We start from the raw sequence: 25,205 nt of genomic DNA, 5'->3' as shown, positions 1-25,205 counted from the left end.
AGGAGGTGGGTAGATGCGTCCTAATATTATTTTAGGGATTACAGGTGGGATTGCAGCATACAAGATGGCTCATGTAGCCAGTAGTCTGACAAAAGAAGGTTATAATGTTGATGTAATAATGACTGAATCAGCAAAGGAATTTATCAGTCCTTTAACCTTTCAATCGTTAACCCATAATTCAGTTGAATCTGAAATGTTTACACCTCCTGCAAATAGAGATGTTAAGCATATTTCTCTGGCAGATAGGGCAGATTTATTTTTGATTGGTCCTGCTACTGGAAATTTTATTGCAAAATTAGCCGGTGGTATCGGTGATGACCTACTATCGACAATTTTAATGGCAACCAGGGCAGATGTTATGATTGCCCCTGCTATGAATGTCAATATGTACAATAACCCTGTGGTTCAGAAAAACCTTGAAATTTTAAAGGATAAAGGTTTTATTGTATTAGAACCTGATAGTGGTTATCTGGCTTGTGGCTATGAAGGTGGCGGGAGATTACCTGAACCAGATGTATTGGTTGCCGCAGTTAAAGATATGCTTACACCTAAAGATTTATCAGGTAAAAAATTGCTGATTACTGCAGGGCCTACCCGAGAAACAATAGATCCAGTCCGGTTTTTATCAAACCGTTCTACTGGCAGGATGGGTTATGCTATTGCTAAGAGAGCAAAGGCTAGAGGAGCTGAAATAGTTCTTATCTCAGGACCAACTGAGCTTGATCCACCTGAAGGGGTTCAGTTGATTGATGTTAAATCTGCTCAGGAGATGGCAGAGGCAGCAGTTGAATATTTTCCTGAGGTTCATGCCGGCATCATGGCAGCGGCAGTCTCAGATTATAGACCGATTGAGATATCGGAACAGAAGCTTAAGAAATCAGAGAATGATGAAAATTTGATGATTGAACTGACCAGGACACCGGATATTATTAATGAGTTAAATAAGATTAAAGGAAGTCAAAAATTAGTCGGGTTTGCTGCTGAATCTGAAGCTTTAAAAGTTAATGCAAGAAGAAAACTTTTAGAAAAGAGTCTTGATTTAATAATTGCTAATAATATTGCTGATGAAAATGTTGGGTTTGCCAGCAGGAATAATAGGGTCTTAATTTTAAACGAGGAGTTTGAATATCAGGTTGCTATCAGGGATAAAAAAGAGATTGCTGATATAATTCTTGATGAATTAAAATCTTTTTTATAAAGTGGTGAAATAATATGGATAGAGTAGCTTTTCAAATTGGCCCAGTACCAATTATGTGGTATGCAGTTTTTATTGTTAGTGGAATAATTTTAGGTTTAGGTGTTGTTACCTGGCTAGGAAAATCTAAAGGTTATGATTTTGAAGATTGGATAGATTTTCTGTTGCTAGGTCTTCCAATTGGTCTGGTTGGTACCAGACTTTATTTTATTTTATTTAACCTACCATATTATCAAGACAATCCAGCTGAGATGTTTAATGTTAGAGGTGGAGGATTGGCCATCCATGGTGGTATGATTGCCGGACTTATTTTCACTTATTTTTTTACTAAAAAGAAGAATTTTGATTTTTTAATCACTGTAGATATTCTGGCCCCTGCTTTTATTTTAGGCCAGAGTATTGGTCGCTGGGGTAATTTTATTAATCAGGAGGCCTATGGCCAGGTTGTATCCCAGGAGACATTGAGCTGGTTGCCTCAATTTATCCAGGAGGGAATGTATATAAATGGTGTCTATCACCAACCGACATTTTTATATGAATCTATCTGGAATTTAGTAGTTTTTGTGATTATGATCGTTCTATTCAAGAGTAAATATTATAAACCAGGTCGGGTTTTAGGAATTTATTTGATTGGATACTCAATCGGAAGGTTTGTGATTGAGGATTTAAGGATGGATAGTCTTTATTTAGGAAATTTCCAGGTTGCCAGGTTGATAAGTATTGTGTTGATAGCAGCAGGTGCTTATCTGTTTTATAGATCTATGAGTAGTGGAAAGGGGAAAAATTAATGATAGATAAAAATATTTTGCTCGAAGTTATAGATGCCGCCCTTAATGAAGGCGGGGATTATGCTGAGGTATTTGTTGAAAAATCATATCTTAATAGTATTAAAATGATCGGTGGAGATGTTGAGGAAGCTAAAAGCGGGACTGATTACGGTTTAGGTTTAAGGATTTTCAATAAATTCAATGGTATTTATGCCTATACTAATAATACTGAGCGGGAAAATCTTTTAAAGGTGGCTAGAAATACTGCTAAGGCTTTAAAATCTGAAAGGGTTCTTAGACCTGACAATTTAGAGCCGGCTAGAGAGATGGATAATCATATTATTAAAATTAGACCAGATAGGGTTAGTCAGTCAGAAAAATTAGATTTAATGAATAAAGCTAACCAGGTCGCCAGTAATTATGATGATTCTATTAAACAGACAATTATAAATTATTTTGATAAAAATCAGAAAATTACCTTTATTAATTCTGAAGGTGACTTTGTTAATGATGCGAGAGTTAGGACCAGGCTTGCAATCTCTGCTGTAGCAAGTATTGGTGGAGAAAAGCAGACCGGTTTTTATGCTCCTGGTGCTCATATGGGTTTTGAGTTTTATGATACGATTGATATAGAAGAATATGCCGAAGAAGCTGCCAGAATAGCTGCTACTATGATTAAGGCAGATTATGCTCCGGCAGGCAAGATGCCGGTAGTTATTGATAATGGTTTTGGCGGAGTTATTTTTCATGAGGCCTGTGGGCATAGCCTGGAGGCAACTTCAGTTGCTAAAAAGACATCTGTTTTTGCTGATAGAGTTGGTGACCAGATTGCCAGTGAAGTTGTAACAGCAATAGATGATGGTACTATTCCTAATGCCTGGGGTTCACAGAACTTTGATGATGAGGGTATCCCGATGCAGAAGAATGTTTTAATAAAAGATGGTATTCTCCAGGGTTATTTAGTTGATAGATTAAATGGACGGAGAATGGGTGCTGAACCAACTGGCTCTGGCCGGAGAGAGAGTTATAAGTATGCCCCTACTTCCAGAATGACCAATACCTATATTGCCCCTGGTGAGAGCAGTAAAGATGATATTATAAATAGCGTTGATTATGGCCTTTATGCCAGCAAAATGGGGGGCGGATCTGTTGACCCCTCTACTGGACAATTTAATTTTAATGTTCAGGAAGGTTATCTGATTAGAGATGGCAAAATTGCTGAGCCAGTTAGAGGAGCAACTCTGATTGGTAAAGGTGAAGATATTTTAAAAAAGATTGATATGGTTGGAGATAATCTGGCCCATGAACAGGGCATGTGTGGCTCGATTAGTGGCGCTGTTCCATCCAATGTTGGTCAGCCAATGATTAGGGTTTCAGAACTAACAGTTGGCGGAAGAGAAGGAGGTCAGTCATAAAATGGAATATAAGGAATTTAAAAAGAAAATTTTTGAAAAAGCTAAGGCTGCCGGGTTTTCTGAGGTTGAACTTTATAGAAATAGAAATTCCAGTATAGATCTCAGAGTTTTTAAGGGTGAGGTTGATCATTATTCTCTTAATGATGATGATGGAATTGGTTTTAGAGGTATTTATCAGGGGAAAATGGGCTTTTCTTATACAGAGAGTATTTCAGAAGAAGAAATAGATTTTTTAGTTAATAAAGCTAAAGAGAATGCTGAAATTGTTGATAAAGAAGAAGGGGTCATATTTACTGAAAAAGCAGAATATCAGGAATTAAATATAATTAGCGATGATTTTGGTGAAATTAACCCTGATGATAAAATTGAGCTTTTAAAGAATGCAGAACAGGCTGCTTATGATTATGATGATAGAATAGAAGTAGTTAATTATTGTATGTATTCCGATATGATGCTAGAAGAGGTTATGGATAATACTGCAGAGCTTGAGCTCAGCAACAACAGTCAACTTGCCTATATGTATTTATCTGTTCTGGCAGCTGATGAGACTGATAAAAAATCAAGTGGTAAAGTTGTTGTTAAAAGAAAATTTGCAGAGTTTGATCCTGTAGAATTGGCAGAAGAGGTTGCTAAAGAGGCAGTTTCTTTATTAGGTGCTAGCTCAATTAAATCAGGCGATTATCCTGTTTTATTGAGACGGGATGTTGCCGGTGATCTTTTACAGACCTTTGCTTCAACTTTATCTGCTGAGAATGTCCAGAAAGGCCTCTCCTTATTTGAGGGTAAACTGGATGATAAAGTTGCAGTTGATGATTTAACCCTGATTGATGATCCTTTTATGGAAGAGGGTTTTAGATCAACACCTTTTGATTCTGAGGGTTACCCTACCAGAAAAAAAGAGATTATAAAGAATGGAATTTTAACAACTTATTTATATAATTTAAAAGCAGCTGCCAGGGAAGGTGTTAAATCGACTGGTAATGCCTTTAGAAGTTCCCATAAAAGCTCAGTTGGAATTGCTCCAACAAATCTTTATATTGAACCTGGTCAGACAAGTTATGATCAGCTCAAGAAGATGAAGGAAAGAATATTATTGGTTACTGATATTACAGGGCTTCATGCCGGTGCCAATCAGGTTTCAGGAGATTTCTCCCTGAGTGCAGAGGGCTTTTTGCTTGAAGATGGAGAGATTATTAAACCTGTTGAACAGATAACTATTTCTGGTAACTTTATTGAGCTCTTAAAAGATGTTATTGGGATAGGTAATGATTTAGAAATGGGCTCACCAGGCAGAGGGCATATTGGTTCACCATCATTATTAATTGGTAGTCTGTCAGTAGGTGGCAATTAATTGACATAGATTTACCTCTATGCTAGAATAATTTTTAAGTATTTGTATATTTATTTGGAAGGGAGATTTTTATGGTTGATAAATATTTCTTTACATCGGAATCTGTTACTGAAGGGCATCCTGATAAAGTAGCTGATCAGATATCTGATGCTATTTTAGATGAAATTTTAAAATGCGATCCTGATGCCAGGGTTGCCTGTGAAACCTTTGTTACTACAGGACTTGTTTTGGTTTCAGGAGAAATTACTACTGATTGTTATGTGGATATTACTGATATTACCAGAAAAAAAGTTGTTGATATTGGATATAATCGGGCTAAGTATGGTTTTGATGGTGAAACCTGTGCTGTTTTAACTGCCATCGATGAACAATCGTCTGATATTGCTCAGGGAGTTAACACTGCTTTAGAAAGCAGGGAAAGAGAAGAAAACGGTGAAGAAGAATTAGGTGCTGGAGATCAGGGTATAATGTTTGGTTATGCCTGCAATGAAACGCCAGAACTTATGCCTTTACCGATAACTTTATCCCATAAATTGGCTCAAAGGCTTGCTGAAGTTAGAAAGAATAAATTGCTTGGTTACTTGCGACCTGATGGTAAAACTCAGGTTACAGTTGAATATGAAGATGATAAACCAAAGAGAGTTGATAAAGTTGTAGTTTCTGCCCAGCATCATCCAGATAAGAAGCTGGCTGATTTAAAAACAGATTTGATCAAACATGTTATAAAAGAAGTGATTCCTGCAGATTTATTAGATGAAGAGACAGAGTATCTGATTAATCCAACTGGCAGGTTTGTAATAGGTGGCCCCCATGGCGATACAGGCCTGACTGGAAGAAAGATTATTGTCGATACATACGGAGGAGTTGCCAGACATGGAGGAGGCTGTTTTTCCGGGAAAGATGGCACAAAAGTTGACAGGTCTGCCACCTATGCTGCACGTTATGTTGCTAAAAATATTGTGGCTGCAGGACTTGCTGATAAATGTGAGGTTCAGCTATCCTATGCTATTGGTGTGGCTAAGCCATTATCTATCATGGTTGATACTTTTGGAACTGGAAAAGTATCTGAGGAACGTTTAACTGAATTGGTTAAAGAGCATTTTGACTTAAGGCCAGGGAGTATTATTAAGAATTTAAATTTAACTGAGCCGATTTTCCAGCAGGTTGCCTGTTATGGTCATTTTGGTAGACCAGAACTTGACCTACCCTGGGAAAAGACTGATAAGGTTGAAGCATTAAAAAGTTCATTATAATTGAGATTAAACCGGAGAATACAATGCTTGATTCTTCGGTTTTTCTATGTGACTTAATTTTTCTGGTGAGGTGATAAAGTTGATAGATATAAACAAAAATTATATAGATATTATTGTTGATGTGCCTCACCTTGGTGATAGAGGAGCTTTCTCTTATCTACCAGAAAAAGAAAAGGGGATTGTTGATTATAAACCAGGGCAGTCTGTAAGGGTACCCTTTGGTAGAAAGAAAGTAACTGGATATATTGTTGGTTTTTCAAAAGAGATAGATATAGATGAAGATAAGGTAAAAAGAATTGATAAAATAATTAATCCAAGGCCTCTTTTTACAGAGGAGTTGCTTGAAACTTTAAGATTGCTTGCTGATTATTATTCTACTAGTTATTTAAGTTTAATCAGGACTGCTCTACCTGCCGGAGTTGATGGTTCAGGGGGAGCTTATAAAAAGGTAATTGGTTATAAGTCATTATTTCAGAATGGAGAATTAATAAATAAAATTGATGAAATCGAAGGTAGAGCACCGGCTCAAGCTAGAATTTTAAAGGTTTTTGTTGATTCTGATTTTGAAGTTATAGAGGCTACAGAATTAGTTGAAAGAGCCTCTACATCTAGAAATGTTCTCTATTCATTGGAGGATAAGGGTCTTATTGAAAGGGAAGAGGTTATTAATAGAAGAAGACCAGAATATAAGATTGCCGGTAGAGATGAGAAGGTTGACTTTGAGCTTAATTCTGAACAGGCTCAGGCTTTTCAAGATATTTCACAATCTATTGATAATAGACAAAATAGTGTATTTTTACTTCATGGTGTAACTGGAAGTGGAAAGACAGCTGTTTATTTTAGATTGATAGAAAAAGTTGTTAAAAATGGTCAGGGAGCAATAATGTTAGTCCCTGAGATTTCTTTAACTCCCTATATGGTTGATTTCTTTTATTCATATTTTGGAAATAAAGTCGCTGTGCTTCATAGCCGGCTTTCTGATGGTGAAAGGTATGATGAATGGCAAAGAATATATCATGGTGAAGCTGAAATAGTTATCGGCGCCAGATCGGCAATCTTTGCCCCTTTAAATAATCCTGGTATAATTATAATAGATGAAGAACATGAAAACTCTTATAAACAGGGTACTAATCCTTATTATCATGCTAGAGGAGCAGCTGTTATAAGAGCTAGAGAAAATGGAATTCCAGTAGTTTTAGGTTCGGCAACTCCCTCTTTAGAAAGTTATTATTTTGCAATGGAGGAACAGTATCAATATTTAACTTTAAAAGAAAGGGCTGGAGATGGCGCCATGCCTGATATAGATTTGATTGATATGCGTGGAGAAATTGAAGCCGGTAATTACGGTTTATTGAGTAATAAACTTGTTGATTCTATTAAGCAAAGACTGGCTAATAATGAGCAGGTTATGCTTTTTTTAAACCGGAGAGGTTATGCTTCTTTTATTTTATGTCAGGAATGTGGTGAGGCTATTAAATGCCCGAGTTGTGATATAACTTTAACTTATCATAAAGGTATTAATAAACTTCAGTGCCATTATTGTGATTATCATGTTCATGTTCCTAAAAAATGCCCGGCCTGTTCCAGTGATCTATTGCAAGACTTTGGCTCAGGAACTGAACGTTTAGAGACTGTAATTAAAGATAAGTTTCCTGCAGCTTCTGTTGCCAGGATGGATGTTGATACAACTGGAAAGAAAAACTCCCATAAAGAAATTTTAAATAAAGTTGATAATGGAGAGATAGATATTTTAGTTGGAACCCAGATGATTGCTAAAGGGCATGATTTTCATAATATAACATTAGTTGGTGTATTAGGTACAGATTTAATGTTGAACTTGCCTGATTTTAGATCATCTGAGAGGACATTTCAATTAATTACTCAGGTTTCTGGAAGAGCTGGTAGAGGCAAGAAAAAGGGGCAGGTATATATTCAGACCTATAATCCATCCCATTATGCCCTTCAGGCTGTACTTTCATCGGATTGGAATGATTTTTATGAAAAGGAGCTGGAAATAAGGTCTAAATTATTTTACCCCCCGTTTTCTAGATTGGTCAGAATATTATTTAAAGCTGAAACTGAGGGTTTGATTATGAAACTTGTTAGTGAGTTAAAAGATTTTCTAGAGAATAAGTATGATAAAGAATTTTACTATTTAGGACCAGTTGAAGCAGCAATTAGTAAATTAAGGGGGAAATACCGCTGGCATATTCTCTGTTTTTTCCCTGGAATAAAGGAAAGAAGAAGATTTCTACCAGATATTAAAGCTAAAATATATGAACTTATCTCTAATAAGTTAGATGTTTCAGTTGATGTTGATCCTATCTCAATGTTATAATAAGATGTAATGGTAAAAAAATGGAGGTGGCCATGATGGCTGTATTACCTATAAGAAAAATTGGAGATCCAGTATTAAGAGCAAAAGCTAAACCTGTAGAACATTTTACTGAAAAGACTGAAAATTTAATTGTTAATTTAATAGATACTATGCATGATGCTGAAGGTTTAGGATTAGCAGCAACACAAATTGGTGTTCAGCTTAAAGTAGCAGTAGTTGAAGTTAATGGAGAATTGCTTGAAATCATAAATCCTGAAGTTACTGAAAAAGAGGGAAAAGATATCGCAGAAGAGGGCTGTTTGAGTATACCTGATAGAAATGGACTAGTTGCCAGACCAGAGAGTATTAAGTTAACTGCTTATAATCGTCATGGAGAAAAATATCAGAAAGAATTTACAGGACTGGCAGCCAGAGCAATCCTGCATGAGATAGACCATCTTGATGGTGTTCTCTTTGTTGATAAAATGATAGACCCTGCTGAATTAGCAGGCATGGAGGGTTAGTAATGAAAATTGTATTTTTTGGGAGCCCGGATTTTTCAGTGCCCTCACTGGTTAGACTTGATAATAATAATGAAATAGACATTGAACTAGTCGTTACCCAGCCGCCCAGGAAGAAAGGTAGAGGTCAAAAGTTATCTTCTACACCGGTTGGCCAGAAGGCTAAAGAATTAGATCTGGATTTGCTAGAAATTCCTGATATCAATTCTGAAGAAATCAAAGAACAATTAGAGGCAATTAAAGCTGATTATTTTGTGGTAGTTGCCTTTGGTCAGATATTTACCCAGGAAGTTTTGGATATACCTAAAAAAGCTCCAATAAACTTACACGCTTCATTATTGCCTAGATACAGAGGTGCCAGTCCAATTCATCAGGCAATTATTAATGGTGATAATAAAACAGGAGTAACAACAATGTTGATCTCAAGAGAACTTGATCAGGGAGATATGTTATTACAGGAAGAGTTGATCATTAAAGATAGTGATACTGTTGGCAAACTCCATGATAAACTCGCTGAAATTGGAGCTGATTTACTTGTTAAGACTCTTCTGGAGATGGAGGCAGGCAAAATAGAGCCAGAATCTCAGGATGATTCCCTGGCTAATTATGCTCCTCAGTTAAATAAAAAAGATGGTTTAATTGATTTTGATCAACCAAGTCATGATGTCTTTAATTTTATTCGAGGGAATAACCCATGGCCAGGAGCTTATACTTTTTATCAGGGTAAAAAATTAAAGGTTTGGAAATCTGAGATTGTTGAAACTGACAATAATTCAACTCCTGGTGAGATAATTTCTGTTGATTTAAATCGAGGATTAATCGTGTCTACTGCTAATGGAGCTATTAATCTTGCTAAAGTTCAGTTACCTGGCTCAAAGAGGATGTCGGCTAGAGATTTTATCTGTGGTTATCAACCTGAAAAAGGTGAGATTTTAGGTAAATAATATAATTTGGAAGTGATTTTATGATTTTTTGGTTAATTTTAATAATGTTATTATTCTTTTTTCCTGTATTATTGCTTCCAGCAGCATTTTTCTTTTTTATATTTTTGTTTTTAATTCCTTTGAAATTTACTTTTAATTCAATGCATAGCTTAATTCATGCCCCTGGCGAGTTATATAGAATTGCAAAAAATCCGATTTTAAAGAAGAATCATGGTTTAGAGCATGCAACTATTAACGTCCTTGAAGAACATTATGGTTACAGACAATTGGCAGGCTATTCAGATGAAGAGGGTTTTTATATAATTGGAGCTCAAGATTTAACAGAAGTTGAACTCGCTGCCAGAGAAGGTCAGGAAAGATTAAAATCTGGTGAAAAAGAGTTAACAATTCATGAACGCTGCGGAACTACTTTAACAGCAGCTAATTTATTATCGGCTATCATATTTATTTTTATATTATTTTGGAGTGGTTATTTTTCTATCTGGAGTATGTTGCTGGCAATGTTAATTGCAAATTTAATTGGTCCAACTGTTGGAGATATTTTGCAAAATAAAGTTACTACTTCTGCAGATGTTGATAATATTTATATTATTGGAGCAGATTATTCTAAGAGTAATCAACCATTTCAACCAGGAAGCAAGATATATGTGAGGACCAGGGAGGTTTAGGATGTATTCATTTAAAGGAATAAATAAATCAGATTTAACAGAAATTTTAGTTGAAAATTCATTTCCATCTTTCCGGTCTGATCAGATTTTTAACTGGGTATATAATAATTTAGTTATTAAGCCAGATTTAATGAGAAATTTACCTGGAGAGCTTCAGAAATTTTTAGTTAATAATTTTTTGATGGAAAATCTAAAATTAATTAAGGTTAATAAAAGTAGAGATGGAACAAGTAAATTTCTCTGGGAGTTAAATGATGGTGAAAGAGTTGAAACGGTTTTAATTCCACAATCTAAAGAAGAAAGATTTACTGTCTGTATTTCAGTTCAGGTTGGTTGTGATCTAGGTTGTAATTTTTGTGCAACTGGTCTAAATGGTTGTAAGAGAAATTTAACGACAGCTGAGATTGTTGACCAGGTCTGGCAGATTTCTAGATATATTGATAAGAATAATTTAGGTGAACTTAGAAATGTAGTTTATATGGGGATGGGGGAGCCATTCTTAAATTATGATAATCTTAAAAAATCTATTAGGATTATAAATTCTGAAAAAGCTTTAAATATTGGAAGCAGGAGAATTACTGTTTCTACAGTTGGGATTGTTCCTAAAATTCTAGAATTTGGGAGAGATTTTGATCAGATTGGTCTCGCAGTTTCCATTCATTCTGGTGATAATGATAAAAGGGATAAATTGATGCCTATTAATAAAAAATATGATTTAAATGCTATAAAATCTGCTTTGAAGGATTATTATAAATTGACATCTCGAAGAATAACAATTGAATATTTAATGATTTCTGGTTTTAATGATAGTATTAGGGATGCAAAAAAATTAGTTGATTGGTTAGGCAATATGAATGTTTTTATTAATTTGATTCCTGCTAATCCAGTTGATGGTCTAGCTCATAAACCAAGCCCTGAAAATAAGATCAAAAATTTCAAAAAATATTTAGATAATTTTAACATACCTGTTCAGATAAGAGCAAGTATGGGGGAAGACGTTACTGCAGCATGCGGTCAACTCCGATTAAGGGAGGAATAATCTAATGTCTGATTTAATTGCTAGAGGGATAACGGATAGAGGTAATCTTAGAGACAAGAATGAAGATTCTTATCTAGTAAGGCTTAATCAAAATAATATCCTTGCTGTAGCTGATGGCATGGGTGGCCATAAAGGTGGCGAAGTTGCAAGTTCTACTGCAATTGAGATGTTGGATGAAATTAATTTTGATTGTAACGATGAATATAATCAATATTTTCAAAATATTTTTAGTGGGATTAATAATAGGATTATAGATAAGGGTTTAGATGATCCTACCTTAAAAGGCATGGGTACTACATTATCAGTTTGTTTGATATGTAATGATAAATTATATTATGGACATGTAGGCGATAGCAGAATATACTTATATAGAAATGAAAATTTAAGCAAGTTATCTACAGACCATTCCTATGTTAATCAACTTGTTACTAAGGGAAAGATTTCTAAAGAGGAAGCCTTTAATCATCCTAAAAGAAATATTTTAACACAGGCTATTGGCCTGGAGAGAAACCTGGACTTAGATACCGGTATGGTTGAGCTTAATTCAGGTGATTATATCTTGATTTGCAGTGATGGCTTGTCAGATATGGTGAGAGAAAAGGAGATTGAGTTAATAATTTCTAATTTATATCCTGAAGTTGATGAGATTAATGATAAATTATTAACTGATGCACTTGCTGCCGGTGGCAGTGACAACATTACTTTTATTTCTTGTTTGATAAAGGAAGTTTAGAGGTGAATTTTTTTGGATAAAGTAATAAAAAATAGATATGAAATAAATAAAGAGTTAGGCAGAGGTGGGATGGCTGTAGTTTATGAAGCTACCGATATAATGCTTGATCGTCAGGTTGCTTTAAAAATGTTGAGACCTGAATATGCTTCTGATGAAGAATTTATTAAAAAAATTCGCCATGAAGCCAGGGCTGTTGCCAGGATTTCTCACCCCAATGTTGTTAATATTTATGATATAGGGCAGACTGAAAATTATCATTACCTGATAATGGAGAATATAATCGGACAGAATTTAAAGGATATTATTGAAGCAAGAGGGAAATTGCCGATTATTGAAGCACTGGATATATCTTCTCAGATTGCTGCAGCTTTAAATGTTGCCCATGAGAGTGATATTGTTCATTGTGATATTAAGCCCCATAATATTATTCTGACCCCTGAAAATCAGGTTAAGGTTACTGATTTTGGTATAGCTAGAGCAGTCAGCTCTACAGTTACCCTGGATATGACTGATTCTGTCGTTGGCAGTGCCCATTATTTTTCTCCTGAACAGGCTAAAGGAGGAGAAATTACACCACTGACAGATATCTATTCTCTTGGGGTTGTACTTTTTGAAATGTTAACAGGTACAGTCCCCTTTAAAGGGGAAACTGCTGTTTCTGTTGCTTTAAAACATATAAAAGAACCTGTTCCAGATCTTTCCGATTATAATAATTCTATTCCTGAAGAAGTTAATCAATTAATAAAAAAGGCTTTAGCCAAAGATCCAGATGACAGATTTTCTTCAGCACTGGAAATGAGAGAGGAACTCCTTCAGGCTATGGCAAAGATTAATAGATTAAGAAGAGAAAACAAAAATCAAAAACGGAGAGATATTTTTGAAAGAACAAAAATTCATAATTATAAAGAGATAAATGAGCTTGATAATAATTCAACTGACAAAAAAGTGAGCTCATTGAAAACTAATAAGAGAAGTAAAAGAGAAAAAAGCAATAAAAGCAAAAAGTCGTCCTCAAAAATTAAGAGACCTATAATTTATGCTTTGATTGGTATCGGCATCTTAACTTTATTAATAGGCGGATTCATTTTTGCATATAATAGAGTAATGAATGTACCTATTGCAGAGGTGCCTGATGTAACTGGAATTGAGCTTGAGGAGGCAACTGAAATAATTGAAGAATCTGGTTTTGAATATACTATTGCTGAAGAAGAAAGATTTAGCTCTGAAATAGATGAAGGTAATATTTATTCTCAGGAACCAGCTGCCGGTGAAAATATTAGAGTTACAAGAAGTATTAATTTAATTCTAAGTGCTGGACCTGAGCGGAGAGAGATTCCAGATTTAAGTGGAATGACTACCAGGCAGGCAACTATAGAACTGGAAAGACTTGGTTTTGTTGTTGGTGAAACAGATTATGAGTTTTCTGATGAAATTGAACAAAATCGGGTTATTAATACTGACCCAGAGATTGGCGAGGAGTATCTCTTAGGAGATGAAGTTAATCTTGTTGTAAGTCAGGGTAATGTGGTTCAGGGTCATTTAGATGAAAATGAAGTTGATGATGATCGCATAAAAAATAGGACGATTAGTTTTACTGGATCAGGTAATGAGGTTGCTTCATACAGGCTGATGATAGAAGATGATACTGGAATTTATATGGCCTGGAGAGCTCAGGTTGAGCCAGGTGAGCAGGTTGAAATTGAGGTTGAGAGTTATGGTTCTACAAGGTATTTACTGTATAGAGAAGATGATCTGATCTATGATGAGTTACTTGAATAGATTTTAAGGGGGAGTTAAAAAATCGAGCTTAAGGGTACTATTAATAGAATGATTGGTGGATTTGTTTTTGTCCATTTAGATAATGGAGAAGAAAAACGCTGTAAACCTAGAGGTAGAATTAGAGAAGAAATGTATCCAGGAGATAGAGTTGTTGTCAAAGAGGAAATGGTTGAAGAGCTTTTGCCCCGGGAAGACTTACTGATGAGACCGAAAGTTGCAAATGTAGACCAGGTTTTGCTTGTTCAGTCACTTAAAAATCCTGAAGTGAATTTTAAATTACTGGACAGGTTTTTGATATTAATTGAATCTCTAGATTATAGTCCTGTAATTGTTATTAATAAGACTGATTTAGTAGATGAAATAGATCCAGAGATAGATGATGCAATAAATGCATATAAAGATGCAGGTTATAATGTTTTTCTGACAAGTGTAAAAAATGGTACAGGAATGATTGAGGTTAAAGATGCCATTTCTAAAGGTATAACAGTGCTGGCAGGGCCATCAGGTGTTGGGAAAACTGCATTATTAAATACTTTGATACCTGGTGCTAACTTAAAGGTTGGCGATATTAGCAAGAAACTTAAGAGGGGAACCCATACTACCAGGGAAGTAAGGTTACTTAAGATGAATAGCGATGGTTGGATTGCTGATACTCCAGGCTTTTCAACACTTGAATTAGATGGCATTGAAGCTGAAGATTTGAAATTTTATTTCCCTGAGTTTAGAAAGTATTTGAGTAATTGTAAATTTAATAACTGTAATCATATTCATGAGCCAGGCTGTTTAATAAAAGAAAAAGTTGAAGAAGGCGAACTTGCCAGTTCAAGATATAAATCATATAAGACATATTTTGAGATGTTAGAGGAAAGGGGAAAGCAATATGATTAAAATTGCTCCATCTTTGTTAGCCTCTGATTTTACCAGGCTTGCAGAAGAGGTTAAAACTATAGATAATGCGGATATGCTTCATTTAGATATTATGGATGGTCATTTTGTTCCTAATTTGACTTTTGGACCAGGAATTATATCTGCTCTGAGAGATAAGACTGACCTGGTTTTCGATACCCATTTGATGATTTCTAATCCTGAAGATTATATTGAAGAATATGCTGAAGCAGGTAGTGATTATATAACTTTTCATATTGAAGCGACAAATCATAGCCATAGATTGATTCAACGGATTAAAGAATCAGGTTGTAAAGCCGGTGTATCTTTAAATCCAGGGACTTCTTTAAAAGAGATTGAATTAATTTTGCCTGATTTAGATATGGTTTTGATAATGTCAGTTAATCCAGGTTTTGGTGGTCAGAAATATATTCCACAGATAACTGAAAAGATTGCCAGGCTTAATTCTATGATAGAAGAATTAAATAATGATGTGGCAATTGCAGTTGATGGAGGAATAAAACTTCATAATGTCAGTGAAGTAATTGAGGCCGGCGCAGATATAATTATTGCTGGTTCTGCAATATTTGGTTCTGAAAATCCTTATGAAATGATTAAAAAGTTTAGAGCTGCTGGAGAGTAGCAGTTTTTAGGCTGACTTTACAGTGTTTTTAATTTATGATAAAATATGTACAGTTAATATGTATAGTTAATTGGTTTTAAAAATGAATATTATGCTGACGGGGAGTGGTGAAATTCCATACCGGTGGTTAAAGTCCACAAGCCCAACGGGGTTGAATTGGTGAAATTCCAATACCGACAGTTAAAGTCTGGATGAGAGTTAGCCTTGCAAGAGATATCCAGGCCTTCCCTATAATTAGGAAGGCTTTTATTTATGTCTGATTATTTACGAAATGCTGGAGGGGAGTAGTTTTTATGGAGTTTAGAGATAAGGATTATAAATATATGGAAAGAGCCCTGGAACTTGCTAGAAAGGGAGAAGGTTTTGTGAGTCCTAATCCACTGGTTGGTGCTGTCATCGTAAAAGATGATAAAATCATTGGTAAAGGTTATCATTCTGCTTTTGGTGAAGATCATGCTGAGGTTATGGCTATTGATTCAGCAGATACTGATGTTAAAGGGTCTGATCTCTATGTTAATTTAGAGCCCTGCAGTCATTATGGGAAAACACCTCCCTGTTCTTTAAAAGTGATTAATTCTGGAATTAAAAGGGTTTTTATTGCTAATGGAGATCCTAACCCTAAAGTTGCAGGTGGTGGAATATCTCAATTAAAAGAAAAGGATATTGAGGTTTATGCAGGATTGATGGAAGAAGAGGGCAGAAAATTAAATGAATCATTCTTTCATTTTATGGAAAAGAAAAGACCTTTTTATAATCTGAAGGTTGCTCAAACTATTGATGGTTATATTGCTGCGCCTGGTGGTGATGCTCGCTGGATTTCTGGTGAAAAATCCCGGGAATATGCACATTATTTACGCCATAAGTTAGATGCTGTTTTAGTTGGTAGAGGAACTGCTGAGCTTGATGATCCTCAATTAACAGTTCGGCATTTAGATGGAAAGGTGAGTCAGCCAACCAGGGTTATTCTTGATAGCAACCTAAAAATTTCTCTTGAATCAAAATTGTTTAAGGAAGCCAGAAAAGGTAATTATCTTTCAGATATTTTAGTTTTTACTGGACCTGATGTCGATGCTGTAAAAAAATCAAAATTTCAAGAATTACCTGGAGTGAAAGTAATCGAGCTTGCTTTAAATGAAGATAATCAGCTTGACCTCGATGATCTATCAAGAGAATTAATAAATTTTGATCTAATTAATATTTTGTTAGAGGGCGGCAGTAGAATTAATTATTCTTTTTTAAAAGCAGGTTTAATAGATAAATACTATATTTTTATTTCCCCGAAAATCCTTGGTGGTAATGATGGTATTCCTGTTTTTGCCGGTGCTGCACCAGATAAAATTTATAAATCTGAAAAAATTAATATAGATAAAACTGAAAGATATGGTGAAGATATTTTGATTACAGCCTATCCTAAAAGAGGTGAAAGTTAATGTTTACCGGTATTGTCAGGGAAATTGGTACCCTTCAGGCAATTAATAAAGGTGGCAGCTCATATCAACTTGATATTAAAGCTGAAAGGGTTGTAGAATCTGCAGGCAAAGGTGACAGTATTGCTGTTAATGGTGTCTGTTTAACTGTTGTGGCTTTTACAGCAACTGGATTTAAGGCTGATGTAATGCCTGAAACTCTTAGAAAAAGTAATTTAGGAGATCTCAGTCTTGGCAGTCAGGTTAATTTAGAGCCATCATTAGGGGTTAATGATTTGCTGGATGGGCATATTGTGACCGGCCATATAGATGGTACAGGAAATCTCTTAAAAATAAAACCTGAAAAGAATGCCAGAGTATTATCTATTGACTATCCTGAAGAATTAGGAAAATATATCGTTGAAAAAGGCTCAATTGCAGTAAATGGAGTAAGTTTAACTGTTGTTGAAGTTAATGATAAAGTTTTTAAAGTTTCTCTAATACCAGAGAGCTGGTCTGAGACAACTTTTTATCTGAGTAAAATTGGTGACACTATAAACCTGGAAACTGATATACTTGGCAAATATATTGTGAATACAACAGAGAATTATCTAAAAAATAGTGGTGGAAGTAATGATAAATCAGGTTCTTTAACTAAAGAAAAATTACAAAAATATGGATATGACCTATAATTTAAGGGAGGATAATAATGGATAGAATAGAAGATGCAATCCAGGATATCAAAGAAGGTAAAATGGTAATAGTTGTAGATGATGAAGATAGAGAGAATGAGGGAGATCTTTTGATGGCTGCTGAAAAGGCTGATAAAGAATCGATTAATTTTATGATTAAAGAGGGCAGAGGCCTGGTCTGTGCTCCACTGGAAAAAGAAAGAATAGAAGAATTAGAAATTCCTCTTATGACAAGTAATAATACTGATCCTCATCAGACTGGTTTTACTGTTTCAGTTGATCATGTTTCCACAACAACAGGTATTTCAGCTGAAGAGAGGGCTAAAACTATTCAGGAGTTAGTGAATCCTGAAAGTAAACCAGGAGATTTTAATCGTCCTGGACATATATTTCCACTGAAGGCCAGAAAAGGTGGAGTTTTAAGAAGGGCCGGTCATACAGAGGCGGCTGTAGATCTGGCTAAATTAGCTGGATTGAAACCTGCTGGTGTAATCTGTGAAATCATCAAAGATGATGGTTCGATGGCTAGATTAGATGATCTAGAAGAATTTGCTGAGAAATTCGATTTAAAATTAATTAGTATTGCTGATCTTATAAAATATAAAAAGAAAAGGGAAAAGCTAATTAATTTGGAAGCTGAAGCTGATATGCCAACTGAATATGGCGAGTTTAAGATTCGGGTCTACTCAACTATGGTAGATAATATGGAACATGTGGCAATTTTTAAAGGAGATTTACATGATAAGGAGAATGTATTAACAAGGATCCATTCAGAATGTTTAACTGGTGATGTATTAGGTTCTAATCGCTGTGACTGTGGCGAGCAACTTCATAGAGCTATGGAAATGATAGAAGAAAATGGCGAGGGTGTAATTGTATATATGCGCCAGGAAGGCCGGGGTATCGGTTTAGCCAATAAAATAAAGGCCTATCATTTACAGGATGAAGGAATGGATACTGTTGAAGCCAATATCGCTTTAGGCTTCCCTGCTGATTTAAGGGATTATGGAATCGGCGCTCAGATTTTAATTGATTTAGGAATAAAATCTATTAAATTAATAACTAATAATCCGAAAAAGGTTGTTGGTCTCGAGGGTTATGGTCTTGAAATTACTGATAGGGTACCTCTTGAAATTAGACCTAATAGAGATAATGAAGAATATTTAAAAGTTAAAAAGAATAAGATGGGACATATTTTGCATAATTTAAATACAAATGAGATTAAAGATAATCCAAAGGAGGATAATTAAAATGTCTAAAGTATATGAAGGTAAACTGTTAGGTGAAGGCTTAAAAGTTGGAATTGTAATTGCTCGTTTTAATGAATTTATTTCAAGCAAACTGCTTTCAGGAGCAAAGGATGCTTTGATCAGGCACGGAGTTGAAGCTGAAGATATTGACATTGCCTGGGTTCCAGGTGCTTTTGAAATACCACTAACTGCTAAAAAGATGGCAGCCAGTGATAAATATGATGGTGTAATTTGCCTTGGTGCAGTAATTAGAGGGGCAACACCTCATTTTGATTATGTCTGTGCTGAAGTTTCAAAGGGTATTGCTACAGTCGGTTTAGATACTGAAAAACCTGTAATGTTTGGGGTAATAACTACTGATACAATTGAACAGGCTATTGAGAGAGCAGGCACTAAGGCTGGCAATAAAGGTTTTGAAGCAGCTGTTGGTATGCTGGAAATGGCCAATCTATTAAATCAGTTTTAATAAAATGGGCTCTGATAATTGTCAGGCAGTAGTTGTATTAAATGGAGAATTTAACTCCCCTGATCACTTTTATAAAGATATTATTAATGGTTCAGATATTAGACTGGCAGCAGATGGAGGGGCCAGATTATTTGAAAGCTTAGGAATTGATCCTGGATATATAATTGGTGATTTTGATTCGCTGACTGAAGCTGAATTAGATTTCTGGAAGGAAAGACAGGTGACTTTAGAGCGATATCCTGTTGATAAAGATAAAACAGATGGTGAATTATCCATTGATTATTGTAATAGGTTAGAATGTGATACAATTATATTACTAGGTAGTATGGGTGGAAGGTTTGATCAGCAACTGGCTAATATTTATCTGCTTGAGTATTCTTTGAATCTTAATATTGATGCTGTCATTAAGGAAAAAGGTCTTGAAATTGGAATAATTGAAAAAAGCAAAGAAATTTCAGGTTATCAAGGCTGGCATTTATCATTATTGCCTTTAGATAAAAAGGTTGAGAATATATCACTTAGTGGAACTAAATATGACATTGAAGGACTTGATCTATTAAGAAGTTATACCAGAGGCATTAGTAATAGAGTCGTTGGGGATGTTTTTAAGATAAAGGTTGGTAAAGGTAGATTAATCTATATTTTACATGATGATAATTCTAATTAGATACAGGTGAAAATATGCAATTAATTAAAACAAAAGAGATTGAGAATGAGATTGCCAGTAAGGTTCAAGAGGTTAATTTTGAGCTGCCTGAAGATGTTAAAAATGCAATAAGTGCAGCTTATGATAGAGAAAAAAGTGAAGTTGGCCGCAAAATTTTGAAACAGATTCTTGATAATTCAGAGATAGCTAGAAATGAGAGAGTTCCTCTCTGTCAGGATACTGGATTGGTTGTTGTTTATGCAGAAATTGGTCAAGATCTTCAATTTGATGGTAACTTAAAAGATGCCATTAATAAGGGGATAAGTAGAGGATATAGTGATGGTTATTTAAGGAAATCAGTTGTAAAAGATCCACTTGATAGAGAAAATACCGGCACTAATACTCCTGCCATTATTCATTATGATTTTATTGAAGGTGATGAACTAAAACTGGATATTGCCACTAAGGGTGGTGGCAGTGAGAATATGAGTCAGATAAAAATGATGAAACCAACTGTATCTCAAGATGAAATTATTGATTATATAGTCCAGGTTGTTCAGGAATCAGGTGCCAATGCCTGTCCTCCTTTGATTGTAGGTGTTGGAATTGGAGGTAATTTTGAAAAATCAGCTTTACTTGCTAAAAGGAGTCTTTTTGAAAGAATAGATAAAAGAAATCCTGATCCAAAGCTGGCAGTATTAGAGAAAAATATTCTTGAAAGAGTTAATCAACTTGGAATTGGTCCCCAGGGTCTTGGCGGAAATACAACTGCTTTAGGTGTTAATATCAAGAGTTATCCCTGTCACATAGCCAGTATGCCTGTTGCAGTTAATTTGAATTGTCATTCTGCTCGCCATATAAGCTTAGTATTTAATAAGGAAGGTAGATAGGATGAAAGAAATAAATTTGCCATTAGATAATAGTCTAATAAAAGAACTTAAGGCAGGAGATGAGGTTAGGCTGACAGGGACAATATATACTGCTAGAGATCAGGCTCATAAACGCCTGGTTGAGGCCCTGGAAGCAGGCGAAGAGCTCCCATTTGATATTGAAGGAACTGTTATTTATTATGTTGGTCCGGCCCCTAATAAACCTGATAAAGCAATTGGATCTGCCGGTCCTACAACCAGTTATCGAATGGATCCATTTGTTGAACCACTGTTAAAGGCTGGTCTTAAAGGCATGATAGGTAAAGGTGCAAGATCTGAATCTGTAAGGGATGCTTTAAAAAAATATGATGCTATCTACTTTGCCGCTGTTGGAGGGGCTGCAGCTTTAATAGCTGAACATATAAAAGAAGCTGAGGTTATAGCTTATCCTGAATTAGGACCAGAAGCTATCAGGAAATTATATGTTGAAGGTCTTCCATTATTTGTTGTTAATGACGTAGAAGGTAATGATTTATATGAGCAGGGACAAAAGGAATTTTCAAATAATAATTAGGGGGAGATATTTTGGATATTTATCAGAAGTCATTAAAATTTCATGAAGATAATAAAGGTAAGATAGAAATTAAAAGTAAGGTCGAAGTTAATAATGCTGATGATTTAAGTTTGGCTTATTCTCCAGGTGTAGCTGAGCCATGCAGAGCTATTGCTGAAGATAAGGATAATGCATTCAGGTATACTGCTAAAGGCAATATGATTGCAGTTGTCAGTTCTGGAACTGCTGTTTTGGGACTTGGGAATATTGGTCCAGATGCTGCTATGCCTGTAATGGAGGGTAAGGCAGTTTTGTTTAAAAAATTTGCTGGAGTTGATGCAGTTCCTTTATGTCTGGGTACTACTGATAAGGAAGAGATAGTTAATATAGTAAAAAATTTAGAGCCTTCTTTTGCAGGTATTAATTTAGAAGATATTGCTGCTCCAGACTGTTTTTATATTGAGGAAAAGTTAAAAGAAGAAACTGAGATGGCAATATTTCATGATGATCAGCATGGTACGGCTATTGTAATTTTAGCTGGTTTATTAAATGCTACCAAATTATTTGATAAAAAATTATCAAATAGTAAAATTGTGATTAATGGAGCTGGTGCTTCAGCAACTGCCACTGTTAAATTATTGCTTCAGGCAGGTGTTTCAGAAGATAATTTAGTTGTTTGTGATAGTAAGGGGATCATTAATAGTGATAGAGGTGATTTAAATCCTGCTAAAGAAGAATTGGCAAAAATAACTAATTCAGCAAATTTAGATGGTGGCCTGGCTAAAGCAGTTAATAAGGCAGATATTTTTATTGGCTTATCAGTTGGTAACGTATTATCTAAAGATATGGTTAATATAATGAATCAGGACCCAATTATATTTGCCCTTGCAAATCCTGATCCAGAGATTGCTCCAGAGCTGGCTAAAGAGGCTGGTGTTTCAATAATTGCTACAGGTCGGTCTGATTATCCAAATCAGATTAATAATGTACTGGCTTTTCCTGGAGTCATGAAAGGTGCCTTAATAGTTAGAGCAAAAGATATTAATTCAGAGATGAAGATGGCTGCAGCCAGGGCAATAGCTGGACTGATTCAAGAACCTGATAATGAAAGAATTGTTCCTGGACCATTTGAAAAGGGAGTTGCTAAAGCAGTTGCTATTTCAGTAGCTGAGGCGGCAATGGAAACAGGTGTAGCAAGAATTAAAAAGTCAAGAGAAGAATTGGAAAAAGAATTAGCTGAAGTTACCTATTAAATAAAAAAGAGGCGGAGGAGTAATTATCTCCTTCGCCTTATAATTTATTTAGTATGCTTTAGTTACTCTATCTGATTTAATACAGGTAGTACATACTTTAATTCTTTTTTTATTTCCATCAACCATAGCCTTTATCTTTTGAAGATTAGGCTTCTGGCTTCTTTTGCTGACGCTAGTTACGTTACGGCCTACACCGCCTTCTTTTTTTGCTTTACCTCTACGTCTTATTCTATTGGCGTTGTTGCTGCCTTTACCACAAATCTCACAGACCTGTGCCATTACAAACACCCCCGTTTCTATTTTGATAAGCCTGCTATTTTAGCTCTAATATTCATTTTAACATATTTAGAGTAGTCCTGACAAGTTTTATTGGAGAATTATAAGTTGGATTTGCAAGTTTTATCTAATTGTTGTAGAATTAAATTAAATCTTTTGTCTTATAAACGAGGTGAGAATATGTCAAAAGAATGGCAAACAGAATTTGGAAAAGTAATTGTAAGCAAAGATGTTATCGCTAAAATAGCTGGACTTGCTGCAATGGAATGTTATGGTTTAGTTGGCATGTCTTCCAGGAATATGCAGGATGGCATAGCTGATCTATTAGGTTGGGATAATTTAACCAAGGGTATAATAGTTAATATTGAAGAAGACAAAGTAAGCCTTGAGCTAAATATTATTGTTGAATATGGTACTAATATTCAACAGGTGGCAACTAATGCCATGGAGAGAGTAAATTATACTGTCAATGATAAGCTAGGGGTAGAAGTAGCTAAAGTTGACATTAATGTACAGGGAGTGAGGGTCCAAGATGAAGACCGGTAATAAAAATAACAGGGGAATTAATACTATAGACGGTGACCGATTTAAAGAGATGTTAGAGACCGCTTTAAGTAGATTAGGTCAGCAAAAATCTCTGGTTGATTCCCTTAATGTATTTCCGGTTCCTGATGGTGATACAGGTACTAATATGTATTTAACAATGCAGGAAGCGGTTGAAGAAACAAAAAACAGTAAGTCAGATAGAATTGATGATATTTGTGAATCTATGTCTAGAGGAGCTTTAATGGGAGCCAGAGGTAACTCAGGAGTTATATTATCTCAGCTTTTAAGGGGCTTTGCTCAGGCTGTTGAGGGTAATAAGTTGATGGATGCTAAAGTTTTCGCAGAAGCTCTTAAAAATGCATCTAAAGTGGCTTATAAAGGTGTTTTAAAGCCTGTAGAGGGTACAATATTAACTGTATCCAGGAAAGCTGCTGATGGCGCTAAAAAGGGGCTTAAAAAGAGTGATGATACTCAGGTTATCCTGGAAGAGACAATTGAAGCTGCAAATGTTGCTTTAAATAAGACACCAGAACAACTACCTGTCTTAAAAGAAGCTGAAGTTGTTGATGCTGGAGGTCAGGGATATATATTTATCCTTGAGGGCATGCTTCAAGCATTAAAAGGAGAAGTTATTTACTCTGATACAGGCGATGTTGCAGCTCATAAGAATTTAGGAGCTCATCAAAAACGTGAAGAAGATATTAAATATACTTTTTGTACTCAGTTGTTAATCCATCTTGATAAGGAAGATGGACAAAAAGAGATAGACAGAGTTAGGAAGGAATTAAATAATTATGGAGATTCATTAATGGTTGTTGGCTCTGATGAAATCATTAAAGTTCATATTCATACTAATCATCCTGGTGTTATCCTGGAGTATGGACTTAAAATTGGAATTATTGATGATATTAAAATCGATAATATGAAGAGTCAGCATCGGGATATGATTTATAAAGAAAAACCAGAACTTAAGGTTGTAAATGATGATCATTCAGTTGCTACAAAAAGTTCTACTGATGCTGAAACTATTAAGATAAGCAATAAAGATGATAAACCAAAGAAAAGAGGTATTATAACCGTTGCTGCTGGTGAGGGTATAAAAGATATTTTGACTGAGTTAGGAGCAGATGAAGTTATATTTGGTGGTCAGTCAATGAACCCGAGTACTAATGATTTTGTTCAGGCTCTTGAAAAACTTAATGCAAAAGAAATAATTATATTTCCTAATAATAAAAATGTTGTCTCTGCAGCCAGACAGGCAGCAGAACTTGAAGAAGAAAAAACTGTTAAGGTAATTCCAACTAGATCCTTTACTGAGGCTATTGCTGCTATGATGCATTATAATGAACATGAAGAACTGGATACAATGGTTGATGCTATGGATGAAGAAAGAGAATATGTTAGAACTGCTCAAATTACAAAAGCTGTAAAAGATTCTAAAGTTCAGGGTCTTGATATTAAAGAAGGAGATGTAATTGGCTTAATTGATGGTAATATTAAAGTTAAAGGTAATGATTATGAGAGAGTAGTTGTTAAATTATTTGAAGAATCTCTTGAAGATGAAGAATTAATTACTATATATTATGGTGAAGAAGTAACTGAAGATGATGCTATTAAATTAAGGAAAAAATTATTAAATCGTTTTGATAATATCGATGAGATAGAAATATATGCGGGGGAACAGCCACTTTATCCATATATCATTTCATTAGAATAAAATAAGAAAATTGAGGTGTTT

At 35.1% G+C, this 25,205-nt stretch carries 25 protein-coding genes and 1 riboswitch; of the genes, 24 read left to right on the top strand and 1 reads right to left on the bottom strand.

The features are described 5' to 3' along the window. The first annotated feature begins 13 nt into the window (after nt 1-13). From coaBC to I0Q91_RS06955, 22 genes are all read left to right on the top strand, one after another. A complete protein-coding gene (gene coaBC / locus I0Q91_RS07060; protein ID WP_270453736.1) occupies nt 14-1,198 on the top strand; it encodes a bifunctional phosphopantothenoylcysteine decarboxylase/phosphopantothenate--cysteine ligase CoaBC in 1,185 nt (394 codons plus the stop codon). 14 nt (nt 1,199-1,212) lie between these two features. Then, on the top strand, nt 1,213-1,983 hold the full coding sequence (gene lgt, locus I0Q91_RS07055; RefSeq protein WP_270453735.1) for a prolipoprotein diacylglyceryl transferase: 771 nt from the start codon (nt 1,213-1,215) through the stop codon (nt 1,981-1,983). Beyond that, nucleotides 1,983-3,377 carry a TldD/PmbA family protein gene (locus tag I0Q91_RS07050; protein WP_270453733.1) on the top strand — a complete coding sequence of 465 codons (1,395 nt, stop codon included), beginning with the start codon at nt 1,983-1,985 and terminating at the stop codon, nt 3,375-3,377. The genes lgt and I0Q91_RS07050 overlap by 1 nt, the downstream gene beginning before the upstream one ends. Nucleotide 3,378: 1 nt before the next feature. Next, nucleotides 3,379-4,728, top strand: a complete 1,350-nt coding sequence (locus I0Q91_RS07045) for a TldD/PmbA family protein (protein WP_270453732.1) — start codon at nt 3,379-3,381, stop codon at nt 4,726-4,728. Nucleotides 4,729-4,799: 71 nt separating this feature from the next. Beyond that, a complete protein-coding gene (gene metK / locus I0Q91_RS07040; protein WP_270453731.1) occupies nt 4,800-5,981 on the top strand; it encodes a methionine adenosyltransferase in 1,182 nt (393 codons plus the stop codon). 79 nt (nt 5,982-6,060) lie between these two features. Continuing rightward, nucleotides 6,061-8,319, top strand: coding sequence for a replication restart helicase PriA (gene priA / locus I0Q91_RS07035; RefSeq protein ID WP_270453729.1), 2,259 nt, complete (start codon nt 6,061-6,063; stop codon nt 8,317-8,319). Nucleotides 8,320-8,354: 35 nt separating this feature from the next. Next, nucleotides 8,355-8,822, top strand: coding sequence for a peptide deformylase (def, locus tag I0Q91_RS07030; protein ID WP_270453728.1), 468 nt, complete (start codon nt 8,355-8,357; stop codon nt 8,820-8,822). Between the two features lie 2 nt (nt 8,823-8,824). After that, a complete protein-coding gene (gene fmt, locus I0Q91_RS07025; protein WP_270453727.1) occupies nt 8,825-9,763 on the top strand; it encodes a methionyl-tRNA formyltransferase in 939 nt (312 codons plus the stop codon). A gap of 20 nt (nt 9,764-9,783) precedes the next feature. Then, the gene (locus tag I0Q91_RS07020; RefSeq protein ID WP_270453726.1) at nt 9,784-10,431 is read left to right on the top strand and encodes a DUF6391 domain-containing protein; all 648 of its coding nucleotides are present in this window, start codon (nt 9,784-9,786) and stop codon (nt 10,429-10,431) included. A 1-nt stretch (nt 10,432) separates the two neighbouring features. After that, nucleotides 10,433-11,470: a dual-specificity RNA methyltransferase RlmN gene (rlmN, locus tag I0Q91_RS07015; RefSeq protein WP_270453725.1), complete on the top strand. Its 1,038-nt coding sequence runs from the start codon at nt 10,433-10,435 to the stop codon at nt 11,468-11,470. A 4-nt stretch (nt 11,471-11,474) separates the two neighbouring features. Then, the gene (locus I0Q91_RS07010) at nt 11,475-12,203 is read left to right on the top strand and encodes a Stp1/IreP family PP2C-type Ser/Thr phosphatase (RefSeq protein WP_270453724.1); all 729 of its coding nucleotides are present in this window, start codon (nt 11,475-11,477) and stop codon (nt 12,201-12,203) included. A 12-nt stretch (nt 12,204-12,215) separates the two neighbouring features. Next, complete coding sequence (pknB, locus tag I0Q91_RS07005; RefSeq protein WP_270453723.1) at nt 12,216-13,982, top strand: Stk1 family PASTA domain-containing Ser/Thr kinase; 1,767 nt, start codon at nt 12,216-12,218, stop codon at nt 13,980-13,982. Nucleotides 13,983-14,030: 48 nt separating this feature from the next. Further along, complete coding sequence (gene rsgA / locus I0Q91_RS07000) at nt 14,031-14,870, top strand: ribosome small subunit-dependent GTPase A (protein ID WP_270453720.1); 840 nt, start codon at nt 14,031-14,033, stop codon at nt 14,868-14,870. After that, nucleotides 14,863-15,510, top strand: a complete 648-nt coding sequence (gene rpe, locus I0Q91_RS06995) for a ribulose-phosphate 3-epimerase (protein ID WP_270453719.1) — start codon at nt 14,863-14,865, stop codon at nt 15,508-15,510. The genes rsgA and rpe overlap by 8 nt, the downstream gene beginning before the upstream one ends. Nucleotides 15,511-15,599: 89 nt before the next feature. After that, nucleotides 15,600-15,717, top strand: a riboswitch (FMN riboswitch). 86 nt (nt 15,718-15,803) lie between these two features. Further along, the gene (gene ribD, locus I0Q91_RS06990) at nt 15,804-16,940 is read left to right on the top strand and encodes a bifunctional diaminohydroxyphosphoribosylaminopyrimidine deaminase/5-amino-6-(5-phosphoribosylamino)uracil reductase RibD (protein WP_270453718.1); all 1,137 of its coding nucleotides are present in this window, start codon (nt 15,804-15,806) and stop codon (nt 16,938-16,940) included. Further along, nucleotides 16,940-17,608, top strand: a complete 669-nt coding sequence (locus I0Q91_RS06985) for a riboflavin synthase (RefSeq protein ID WP_270453717.1) — start codon at nt 16,940-16,942, stop codon at nt 17,606-17,608. The genes ribD and I0Q91_RS06985 overlap by 1 nt, the downstream gene beginning before the upstream one ends. Before the next feature lie 17 nt (nt 17,609-17,625). Beyond that, nucleotides 17,626-18,858: a bifunctional 3,4-dihydroxy-2-butanone-4-phosphate synthase/GTP cyclohydrolase II gene (locus tag I0Q91_RS06980; RefSeq protein ID WP_270453716.1), complete on the top strand. Its 1,233-nt coding sequence runs from the start codon at nt 17,626-17,628 to the stop codon at nt 18,856-18,858. 1 nt (nt 18,859) lies between these two features. Then, a complete protein-coding gene (gene ribH, locus I0Q91_RS06975; protein ID WP_270453715.1) occupies nt 18,860-19,324 on the top strand; it encodes a 6,7-dimethyl-8-ribityllumazine synthase in 465 nt (154 codons plus the stop codon). 4 nt (nt 19,325-19,328) lie between these two features. Continuing rightward, nucleotides 19,329-19,991, top strand: coding sequence for a thiamine diphosphokinase (locus tag I0Q91_RS06970; protein WP_270453714.1), 663 nt, complete (start codon nt 19,329-19,331; stop codon nt 19,989-19,991). A 14-nt stretch (nt 19,992-20,005) separates the two neighbouring features. Continuing rightward, on the top strand, nt 20,006-20,860 hold the full coding sequence (locus tag I0Q91_RS06965; protein ID WP_270453712.1) for a fumarate hydratase: 855 nt from the start codon (nt 20,006-20,008) through the stop codon (nt 20,858-20,860). A gap of 1 nt (nt 20,861) precedes the next feature. Next, the gene (locus I0Q91_RS06960) at nt 20,862-21,413 is read left to right on the top strand and encodes a Fe-S-containing hydro-lyase (protein WP_270453711.1); all 552 of its coding nucleotides are present in this window, start codon (nt 20,862-20,864) and stop codon (nt 21,411-21,413) included. An 11-nt stretch (nt 21,414-21,424) separates the two neighbouring features. Then, nucleotides 21,425-22,645, top strand: coding sequence for an NAD(P)-dependent malic enzyme (locus tag I0Q91_RS06955; RefSeq protein ID WP_270453710.1), 1,221 nt, complete (start codon nt 21,425-21,427; stop codon nt 22,643-22,645). 48 nt (nt 22,646-22,693) lie between these two features. Here the strand turns inward: I0Q91_RS06955 and rpmB are convergent, their stop codons facing one another. Next, on the bottom strand, nt 22,694-22,924 hold the full coding sequence (gene rpmB, locus I0Q91_RS06950; RefSeq protein ID WP_270453709.1) for a 50S ribosomal protein L28: 231 nt from the start codon (nt 22,922-22,924) through the stop codon (nt 22,694-22,696). A gap of 177 nt (nt 22,925-23,101) precedes the next feature. Between rpmB and I0Q91_RS06945 the strand changes: the two genes are divergently transcribed. Together I0Q91_RS06945 and I0Q91_RS06940 are read left to right on the top strand one after the other, a co-directional pair. Next, on the top strand, nt 23,102-23,467 hold the full coding sequence (locus tag I0Q91_RS06945) for an Asp23/Gls24 family envelope stress response protein (protein WP_270453708.1): 366 nt from the start codon (nt 23,102-23,104) through the stop codon (nt 23,465-23,467). Next, the gene (locus I0Q91_RS06940; RefSeq protein WP_270453707.1) at nt 23,454-25,184 is read left to right on the top strand and encodes a DAK2 domain-containing protein; all 1,731 of its coding nucleotides are present in this window, start codon (nt 23,454-23,456) and stop codon (nt 25,182-25,184) included. Before I0Q91_RS06945 ends, I0Q91_RS06940 begins: the two co-directional genes overlap by 14 nt. The last annotated feature ends 21 nt before the right edge of the window (nt 25,185-25,205 follow it).

The organism is Halonatronomonas betaini (genome assembly GCF_015666175.1).
In the GTDB taxonomy this organism is placed as follows: Bacteria; Bacillota; Halanaerobiia; order Halanaerobiales; family Halarsenatibacteraceae; genus Halonatronomonas; species Halonatronomonas betaini.
This window is presented reverse-complemented; position numbering and strand designations above follow the sequence as displayed.

Coding starts and splice junctions, on each gene's coding strand:
- coaBC (WP_270453736.1), top strand. CDS start 14: ATGCGTCCTAATATTATTTTAGGGATTACAGGTGGGATTGCAGCATAC.
- lgt (WP_270453735.1), top strand. CDS start 1,213: ATGGATAGAGTAGCTTTTCAAATTGGCCCAGTACCAATTATGTGGTAT.
- I0Q91_RS07050 (WP_270453733.1), top strand. CDS start 1,983: ATGATAGATAAAAATATTTTGCTCGAAGTTATAGATGCCGCCCTTAAT.
- I0Q91_RS07045 (WP_270453732.1), top strand. CDS start 3,379: ATGGAATATAAGGAATTTAAAAAGAAAATTTTTGAAAAAGCTAAGGCT.
- metK (WP_270453731.1), top strand. CDS start 4,800: ATGGTTGATAAATATTTCTTTACATCGGAATCTGTTACTGAAGGGCAT.
- def (WP_270453728.1), top strand. CDS start 8,355: ATGGCTGTATTACCTATAAGAAAAATTGGAGATCCAGTATTAAGAGCA.
- fmt (WP_270453727.1), top strand. CDS start 8,825: ATGAAAATTGTATTTTTTGGGAGCCCGGATTTTTCAGTGCCCTCACTG.
- I0Q91_RS07020 (WP_270453726.1), top strand. CDS start 9,784: ATGATTTTTTGGTTAATTTTAATAATGTTATTATTCTTTTTTCCTGTA.
- rlmN (WP_270453725.1), top strand. CDS start 10,433: ATGTATTCATTTAAAGGAATAAATAAATCAGATTTAACAGAAATTTTA.
- I0Q91_RS07010 (WP_270453724.1), top strand. CDS start 11,475: ATGTCTGATTTAATTGCTAGAGGGATAACGGATAGAGGTAATCTTAGA.
- rsgA (WP_270453720.1), top strand. CDS start 14,031: ATGATTGGTGGATTTGTTTTTGTCCATTTAGATAATGGAGAAGAAAAA.
- rpe (WP_270453719.1), top strand. CDS start 14,863: ATGATTAAAATTGCTCCATCTTTGTTAGCCTCTGATTTTACCAGGCTT.
- ribD (WP_270453718.1), top strand. CDS start 15,804: ATGGAGTTTAGAGATAAGGATTATAAATATATGGAAAGAGCCCTGGAA.
- I0Q91_RS06985 (WP_270453717.1), top strand. CDS start 16,940: ATGTTTACCGGTATTGTCAGGGAAATTGGTACCCTTCAGGCAATTAAT.
- I0Q91_RS06980 (WP_270453716.1), top strand. CDS start 17,626: ATGGATAGAATAGAAGATGCAATCCAGGATATCAAAGAAGGTAAAATG.
- ribH (WP_270453715.1), top strand. CDS start 18,860: ATGTCTAAAGTATATGAAGGTAAACTGTTAGGTGAAGGCTTAAAAGTT.
- I0Q91_RS06970 (WP_270453714.1), top strand. CDS start 19,329: ATGGGCTCTGATAATTGTCAGGCAGTAGTTGTATTAAATGGAGAATTT.
- I0Q91_RS06965 (WP_270453712.1), top strand. CDS start 20,006: ATGCAATTAATTAAAACAAAAGAGATTGAGAATGAGATTGCCAGTAAG.
- I0Q91_RS06960 (WP_270453711.1), top strand. CDS start 20,862: ATGAAAGAAATAAATTTGCCATTAGATAATAGTCTAATAAAAGAACTT.
- rpmB (WP_270453709.1), bottom strand. CDS start 22,924: ATGGCACAGGTCTGTGAGATTTGTGGTAAAGGCAGCAACAACGCCAAT.
- I0Q91_RS06945 (WP_270453708.1), top strand. CDS start 23,102: ATGTCAAAAGAATGGCAAACAGAATTTGGAAAAGTAATTGTAAGCAAA.
- I0Q91_RS06940 (WP_270453707.1), top strand. CDS start 23,454: ATGAAGACCGGTAATAAAAATAACAGGGGAATTAATACTATAGACGGT.